4 protein-coding genes and 1 pseudogene are annotated in these 6748 nt (G+C 45.9%); 3 read left to right on the plus strand and 2 right to left on the minus strand.

What is annotated here, in order from left to right:
* A partial coding sequence (locus F6J99_RS45910; protein WP_365975163.1) for a PEP-CTERM sorting domain-containing protein occupies positions 1–88 on the plus strand: 88 nt, incomplete at its 5' end.
* 75 nt (positions 89–163) lie between these two features.
* Here F6J99_RS45910 and F6J99_RS39350 read toward each other — a convergent pair.
* Positions 164–2872: a DUF3536 domain-containing protein gene (locus F6J99_RS39350; RefSeq protein ID WP_293121537.1), complete on the minus strand. Its 2709-nt coding sequence runs from the start codon at positions 2870–2872 to the stop codon at positions 164–166.
* A 623-nt stretch (positions 2873–3495) separates the two neighbouring features.
* Between F6J99_RS39350 and cax the strand changes: the two genes are divergently transcribed.
* Both cax and F6J99_RS39360 read left to right on the plus strand, forming a co-directional pair.
* A complete protein-coding gene (gene cax / locus F6J99_RS39355) occupies positions 3496–4614 on the plus strand; it encodes a calcium/proton exchanger (protein ID WP_293121539.1) in 1119 nt (372 codons plus the stop codon).
* 335 nt (positions 4615–4949) lie between these two features.
* Entirely contained in the window at positions 4950–6149 is a 1200-nt protein-coding gene (locus F6J99_RS39360) for a serine/threonine-protein kinase (protein ID WP_293121541.1), read from the plus strand.
* 90 nt (positions 6150–6239) lie between these two features.
* Here F6J99_RS39360 and F6J99_RS39365 read toward each other — a convergent pair.
* Positions 6240–6748: pseudogene (locus tag F6J99_RS39365) on the minus strand (recombinase family protein); the annotation flags it as partial.

Below are 6748 nucleotides of genomic sequence, written 5' to 3' on the forward strand. Positions count from 1 at the left end.
TACTACTGTTCCTGAACCGATGTCGGTGCTAAGTCTGCTAGCAGTAGGAGCCTTTGGTGCGGGTGTGCTCTCTAAGCAAAAACTGTAATAGCAACGCTATAGTTAAACGCTATAGTTAAGTGTTGAGGATTCACGGTAACCAACCTATACTCTCCTATCCTGGTTAGGGTAGGTTGGTGATCCAAGCACTGAGATCCACTGCTAAGGTTTGACCCAAATTCAGTAGGGGGCTTGGGGAAACTGAAGTACTAAAAGAAGTGCTACAGGTACACATTTTACATAGCCAAGGATAGCTGCCATTGCTATCACTATCTTTACTATCTTTCTTTAAATCTTGGCTTTGGATCAGCTGAGGGAAAAATTGGTTATGGAAGTACTCCAAGTAAAGTTCTTGGCAACGATCTAAGGATAAGCTGAGATTGAGCTGATTGCCTAGATCAATCATTTTCTCTAGCCGTTGAATATCAACTTCCACTTCCTCTGGGTTGCTATCGTAAAGAATTTGCCAGAGCGTACGCAAAATTAACTTTTCTAAGGTTTGCTTGACTTCTATGCTATTCAACTGACAGTGGAGATGATTTGCTGCTGTTGCGATCGCTTCTAACTCTGCCAACCTACTCCATACCACCTGCTGATCACTGCTATCACTATCTAATGCCCTAATCACAGTAATACACTGATTGGATATAGCAATTTCTGCTGCTACTTGCAACTCCTTGGGAACAGATAACCCACCCTGATGGAAAGCGATCAAGGCTCTATAATTATCCCGATAAACCTCGGTATAGAGCTGATCCAAACGGGTCAAGGTTTCCTGGCTCAACAGCTGCATAATCCGGTGTCGTTCTTCAGCAAACAGATGCTGCCAATTAAAATGTTGCTGCCCAAACAGCTGATTCATTACCAAAATTGTGTGGGCTGCACTGCCTTGGTCTAGGGCATTAAATAATGTGTCCAACCGCTGGCGGTAGCCTCGACATTCAGCAAGGGGTTGAATACAGCAGTGGAAGTCCCAACCACCTAGGTATAGCAAGGCAAACACAAAATCACCACTTTCCCTAGTGATCTCAGAAGCCAATTGTAACTGTCCCACAGCTAGGGTTAATGCCCCGATTCGTTTTAGCTGGTAATATTGCTGATCGGCATAGTAACAGTAGATTTTGTCTTCTTGGGAATACTTCTTAAATAGGGAACTAATGGCATAGTCTGCTACTACTTGCTTCCAGCTAACGTGGGCTGACACCACTAGTTGCTGATAAATCTGGTCACCAGTTTTAAAGCATTCCACATTACTGGGTGCTAGAGCAAGGCGTTGGATAAATTCTTCTTCCAGTTGGACTTTAGCAACATCACCAGCTAACTCCATAGCACGGGCAGCATAGCGCAGAATCTGAACCCCTTCTGGACGGGAGATTTCCTCAAAAAACCAACCACAACTGGTATACATCAGCAGAGCATGACGCTGCATTTCCAGCAGTCGTAAGGCATCTACTTGTTCGGCGGTCGTCAGTAGGTGAGTACTATGACGGTCCAGAAAACTGTCCACATTAGCTGGGGAACGGTTCTGAATCACTTGGATATACTCATCCCGCGCTAGCCAAGGGTCATGGAAGAATTGGCTACCAGTCTCTTGATATACCTGAATCAATTCATCCCGTAACCAATCCAGGGCATTGCGCAGGGGACGACGCCACTTTTGGTGCCACTTCCCGTCACCACCACAGCCACAATCATCTTGCCAACGGTCAACCCCATGGGAGCAACTCCAGGCTGTTACTGGCTTCAGTACCACTTCCCAGGTGGGGGGATTAAAGCTAAGGTAGTGGGCAAAGTTGGTTACTGTCCAGTTGCGCTGGGGAAACTCATGGGTAAAAGCGTAGGCAATACACTTCTCAGTGCCTGTCTTGTGATGGCCAAAGGTTTCCCCATCCGTTGCCACAGCAATCAACTGGGCACTGCGATGATCCCCACGTACTGCTTGACCCAAACGCTTGGCGAAGTGTTCAGTACTGCTGAGTAAATCATTGAAGCCCATATCTCTGGAGATTGGGCCATCATAGAAAAAGATATCAATAAATTTGCCATTTTTGAGGAAGCAACGGTAAGGGCGAGTAGGGTCAATCTGAGCACCTCCCACTTCCTGCCATGGAGAATTACTATTGTGTTCACTGGTGTGTTCACTGGTGTGTTCAGTGGGAATTGGGCGGCAACGTTGAGCTTGGGAAGGGGCTAGGATAATAAACCGAATATCTTCTGCTACCAGTGCTTCCAAGGTGGGATAGTCTACTGCCGTTTCCGCCAGCCACATCCCTTCGGGTTCACGACCAAAGCGGGAACGGAAGTCCGCTTTTCCCCAACGGATTTGGGTGTATTTGTCCCGTTCATTAGCTAGGGGCAGGATGATGTGGTTATAAACTTGAGCGATCGCATTCCCATGACCATTTAAGCGTACGCAACTCTTCTTGTCCGCTTCCAGAATCCGCTGATACACTTCGAGATCGTAATCTTCCAGCCATGACATTAAGGTTGGACCAATATTGAAGCTCAAATAGTCATAGTTGTTGACAATATCTATCACTTCCTCTTGGTCATTTAATACCCTAGCAAAGGCATTGGGGCGGTAGCACTCATAGTAAATCCGTTCGTTCCAGTCATGAAACGGAGCAGCAGTAGGCTGACGCTCAATGGTATCTAGATCAGGGTTTTCGCGAGGCGGTTGGTAGAAATGACCGTGGATAGTAATATAGACACCTGTGGTGGTATCTAGGGAATCGTTGTTGAGCGTCGAGTAGTGCTTGATCTTGGCAGTGGACTTAGCAGTGGACTTTATTTCCTCAGCTTGTAAAACTAGCAGTTCAGCTACTGAAGTCATGGGAATATGCATTCAAAAAAACAGCAAGACAGCTAACCCAACCCCAGAACGTCATGTTTGGGGCCGGGCAGCGAATACCCTTAAGCAAACTCATACTGGTTTGGCAGTAACGAACAAAAGTAGCGGATAGTTAGGACAAACGTTAAATGCTTAACACAATGATTAATTCAACCGCAAGGTTTAATTCAAGTAACTCTAATCAGTTTATGGAAATTTCGGTAATCTTATCAATCTTAAGCAGATCATAGCAAATTTCTATGGTTAAAAAATATACCCTAGGACTGATGCGCTTGAGAAATCGTTAAGCATCGAAAAGCTTTATTGAGCACACCAGCTACAGCATCATAAGGTACTTGACTATCTAATTTGTCTATCTAAGTTGATCAGCTAACACGCATCTAAATTTAATCTGGTCATGTTATCAAAGAAACCGTCAAACCATCCCCCCACCTCCCTATCTCCCCATCAGTCTCAACCCAAAAATTAAGTGCGTGACAGCTTAGGGGTGTGACAGCTTAGGGAGACGGGGGAATCGGAAGAGGGATTTACCAAGCCCCTTTCGATACTGTCCTAGTCCCCCAAACTAACTAGAATAGTAATTCTTTTGAGGTACAGAAACCTAAATGCTCACCAAAAACCAAATTTTGTCAATTTTGCTACTGTTTATTCCCATTTCAGTAGCCGCTGAATTTCTAGAGTGGAACTCGGCGGTTATCTTCATTACCTCTTGCTTGGCAATTATCCCTTTAGCAGGATGGATGGGAACAGCAACAGAAGAAATCGCTGTGGTGCTCGGTCCAAACCTAGGAGGGTTATTAAATGCCACCTTTGGCAACGCTACAGAATTAATCATTGCCCTAATTGCCCTGAATGCTGGGTTAGTAGAGGTGGTTAAAGCCACCATCACTGGCTCCATCATCGGTAACCTACTCCTAGTGATGGGATTTGCCATGTTGCTGGGTGGATTGCGTTACAAAGAACAGGAGTTTCAGCCCATTGTGGCGCGGGTGAATGCCTCTTCAATGAACCTAGCAGTGATTGCCATGTTGCTACCGACAGCAATGGATACCACATCCATTGGTATTCCTGAATCTACATTACAACAGCTTTCGGTGGCAGTTGCCCTGGTTTTAATTCTGGTTTATGGGCTAAGTCTGTTATTTTCCATGAAAACCCACACCTATCTGTTTGATGTGGGAATGGCGGAAATAGAGTTAGAAGAAACAGAGCAGGGTGAAATGGCCAGTTCCGAATCTAAACATCTGCCTAATATCTGGTTGTGGGTAGGAGTCTTGGTAGTGGTTACCCTGCTGGTCGCACTAGAATCAGAACTTTTGGTGGATAGCTTGGAATCTGCCACATCACAGTTAGGACTAACAGCGCTGTTTACCGGAGTAATTTTACTGCCCGTAATTGGTAATGCAGCAGAACACGCCACTGCGGTAACTGTCGCAATGAAGAATAAGATGGATCTCTCAGTTTCCGTAGCCGTGGGGTCTAGTCTGCAAATTGCCCTATTTGTTGCCCCAGTGTTAGTGCTAGCTGGGTGGTTTATGGGTCAGCCCATGGATTTGGATTTTAATCCCTTTGAATTGGTAGCAGTAGCCGTAGCTGTGTTGATTACTAATTCGATTAGTTCTGATGGTAAGTCCAACTGGCTCGAAGGAGTGTTGCTATTAGCAGCTTATGTCGTATTAGGACTAGCGTTTTACTTCCATCCAGTGGTTGAAGGATTGGGATGAGTTAACGCGTAGTGTGTAGAGTTTGATGCATGAAGGTGATGATGAACAAAGCGATGCTCGCCCGGTCGTGGCTACGGGAAAGCAAATTTCAAGTTAATAAACTGTTATCATCCCTGTCATCCCAAAAAAATCTGGCTATAGTAAAGCTAGAGGGGTCAAATGTCAATGATAAATCGGTTTGATTCGTAAGACAAATTGATTGGTAAGAAAAATCATCATCTAACCCACCCCTTCCCCCTTTAGCCTTTCCCCTTTGCCCTTTATCCACCCATCTAGCTTGAGATTAACCGAGCAAGCTGATGGGATGGATGAGCCACTGAGGACATTAAGCCGAGATGCTGGAAGCCGAACAGATATTACATGAGCGCTATCAACTCAAGGAACAACTGGGACATAATGCTGGACGACAAACTTGGCTAGCTGAAGATATAGGAGTGTCACCTCCAGAATTGGTAGTTGTTAAACTGCTGGCATTTGGTGGTGACGTTAATTGGGACGATTTAAAACTCTTTGAGCGAGAAGCACAGGTGCTTAAACAGCTCAATCATCCCCGGATTCCCAAGTATCTTGATTATTTTAACATTGATGACCGAGTACTCTGGTTTGGCTTGGTACACAACTATATTCCTGGCTCCTCCCTCAAGGAAAAACTAAATCAAGGTAAACGATTTACAGAAGGGGAAGTGCGCCAAATCGCTGTGGATGTGCTGAAAATTCTTGAATTTCTCCATCAGCTCAATCCAGCTGTACTGCACCGAGATATTAAGCCTAGCAATCTAATTTTAGGGGATGATGGGCAGATTTATGTCGTCGATTTCGGGTCAGTGCAGGATCGGGCGTCCCAAGAAGGCGCTACATTTACGGTAGTGGGAACCTATGGTTACGCCCCCATGGAACAGTTTGGTGGTAGGGCAGTACCAGCATCGGATTTGTATGGCTTAGGGGCGACTTTGATTCATTTGCTCACCGGGACTGCACCTGCTGACTTGCCCCAGCGCAATTTGCGCATTTACTTTAAAGACCAAGTCAACCTCAGTGCTAACCTGATTAGCTGGATTCAGAAGCTGACCGAACCGGCTCCAGAGCAACGCTTCAAAAGTGCGTCTGAAGCAATTCTAGCCCTAGAGTTGGGCATGACACTCAATACTCCCTACAGTAGCCAGCTGATCAGACCCACCCCAGTCGCCTTTGTGAATAATTCAGGTCAAGGGGGTGTATTGGATGATCGAGTACCCGTACCAGATGAAATCAAAGGCTGGAACTGGGGGGCTTTTTTGATACCTTGGTTTTGGTCTATGACGAATAATGTTTGGATTGGGCTGATAGCGTTTGTGCCTCAAGTTGGTTGGTTTATGGCGATCGCGCTCGGTGCCAAGGGCAATGAATGGGCTTGGAAAAGTCGTCGCTGGCGGAGTATCGAACACTTCAAAGCTCACCAAAGAGGCTGGGCAATCGCGGGCATTGTCTTTCTTTTTGGCTTACCATTGAGCGTGATGTGTTTGATACTTGTCTTGGCCTTTATCTCTGATTTTTAATACGGAAAGGATATAGCTTGCTGCTTCACCCTGGGCAAACTTCAACTAAAACATGCCAAGACTTCTAACAGAAATATCCCACTAGAATTGTCAAGAAACAGCAGTATTTATCGCCGTATGTATCAATGACAATAACGGACCATTCTGCTCTGTGCCACTAACCGCTAATTCGCTATGACACAAGTAAACCCGCTGTGTAACTCTACCTAATAAATCTCGCAAAATTCGCTCTAATCGTTGTTGATCAGCTTGGACTTTATCTTCCTCTGTCCAAGGACGTCCAGACCATTCCTTTAGAAAAAGATGAGCTCCGAAAAGGGTAGCTGCACCACCACTGAGCCAGAGGGAAGAACCTGCATCTAACCAAAAGTGCCAACGGTGGCAGCGGCGAGCGGCACGGTATTGGAAAATAGTAGCAAGGGTGACGGCATTGGTAGCTGTGGGTAGGCGGCGGACGGGATAGGGATTAGCAGTAACGGTGCCACGACGTAGCATCAGAATGAATTGGGCGATAGTTTGGGTGGAACGCTGACGGTTAGATGGTTGTTGGTTCGTTTGGCTCGAATCATTCACCTTCAACTCTTTTCCCAGGCGTCCAA

This window comes from Moorena sp. SIO4G3 (assembly GCF_010692305.1).
GTDB classification, from domain to species: Bacteria; Cyanobacteriota; Cyanobacteriia; order Cyanobacteriales; family Coleofasciculaceae; genus Moorena; species Moorena producens_A.